The sequence below is a fragment of the Bradyrhizobium sp. BRP56 genome, from assembly GCF_020194035.1.
Lineage (GTDB): Bacteria > Pseudomonadota > Alphaproteobacteria > Rhizobiales > Xanthobacteraceae > Bradyrhizobium > Bradyrhizobium australafricanum.
The window spans coordinates 1-1639 of the sequence record NZ_JADYVV010000158.1; the positions used below are offsets into that span (position 1 = coordinate 1).

The 1639-nt window shown below is 63.2% G+C and carries 1 pseudogene; it reads right to left on the reverse strand.

The annotated features are described in order from the left end of the window. Positions 1-30 precede the first annotated feature (30 nt). Positions 31-1552: pseudogene (locus I6F38_RS43115) on the reverse strand (ISL3 family transposase). Positions 1553-1639 lie beyond the last annotated feature (87 nt).

Consider the following 1639-nt stretch of genomic DNA (forward strand, 5'->3'; position numbering starts at 1 on the left):
GGCTGTGACGCAAGTTTGGTGCAGCGCCGACTATTCTGCGCCGATCAATCTGGCTTGAAGCAGGTTGCCGCGACCGTACATTTGACGTCGAACGAGCTTGAGGCGCGTGATCTGACCTTCGGTCTGGCCATTGGACCATGGTGAGGTGATTGCCGCCCGTACCGCCGCCTCATCCTTCGCGACGCCGCTGGCGAACGAGGCGACGAGACTGGCGCGGGCGCGCTCGATCCATGGGACGAGGCCCGCCTCGGTCTTGCGCCGGATCATCAGGTGGAATTCGACGATGATCTCGCGTGCCTCGACCAGCGTTGGCACGCCAGCCTCGATCGCCGCGATCGTGACCGTCTCTGCTTTCGTGAGCAGGTCCCGCCCGATTGTCATCAGGCGCGCGATGGTTCATGCCGACGGGATCCTCTGAAGGTTTCGCGCGTCGGCCTTCTCGGCCCGCCGCCTACGGGTCGCCCATTCGCTGATGACGCGGAGCGAGCCTCGGAAGCCACGCGCTGATAAGCGGCGCCAGAGGTCAGCGCCGTTGCGACAGCCGGACGCCCACTGATCCTCGAGCCATAGCAAATGCAAGTCCAACGAACTTTGCCGGTGCATTCGCCGCGGATCACCTGCCGCACCAGCTTCCTGCTATGGCCGGTCTGACGCACGATCTGCTTGATGGGTATGCCGCTCTTCGACAGAGCCAGGATTGCCGCATTGGTCTCCTCGCGCCGCAAATAACCCTCGTACTGGAGCCGCTCGGCGGCTGTTAGCAGCTTGGGATCAATCGTGGTCGCGCCGATCACGATGCGGATCTGGCGCATCGATTTGCGGACGGCATCAAGGAAGGCCCGACTGGCGTTCTCCATCAAATGCCAGCGGTCGGCGACCTGCACCGCGTGCGCCAGGGCCTTTGCCGTTGCTTCGCCATATCCACCACCACGATCGCGAGCGACGACCGAGATCGTGGAATGAGCCGCCAGCCAGCCTTGGGCGGTCGCGGGCTCACGATCCGGTAGCAAGGTAACTACCCGGCGCCTTTCCAGGTTGCAGATGATGCTGGCGTACCGGTGATTGCGCCGCCAGGCCCAGTCATCAATGCCGATGACCTTGAGAGCATCGGTCGGCGAACGGCTGCGGCGTCGGACGACGCGCAGAAGCGTGTCCTTGCTCACTGGCAGCATCAGCCGCTTTGCGAAGCCCGCCGCCGGTCGACCGCCAAGCGCCAGACCGAGGTGATGGACGATGGAGTCCAGCCTCGCCGTGCGGCGCGCCGATGGAGCCAATATCCCGTCGGCGAAACGCTCGGTGAAGATCTGGTGTCCGCACAGGACGGCGTCGCAGCGATCACCAGAAGCTCTACTACCCGCCCGGAAAGCGGCAGATCGGTCACGCGTCGCCGATACCGGCTATGGATACGCCGCGAAACCGTCCCGCATGATGGACACAGGCCGACACTTCCGGACGCCCGAACCGTGATAGTGGCCTTGTCCCCTTCGTAGCACGCACTCTCTACAACAAACCCACGCGGCACCAAACTGGAGCGGTGGAGTGCTTGCTGCATGGCGCTGATTCTCCCCAATCAAAGCGCCAGACATCTCTCGAACTGCATCAAAAGTGAGTCAGAGCCAAATTTGAACGCCGATTGACA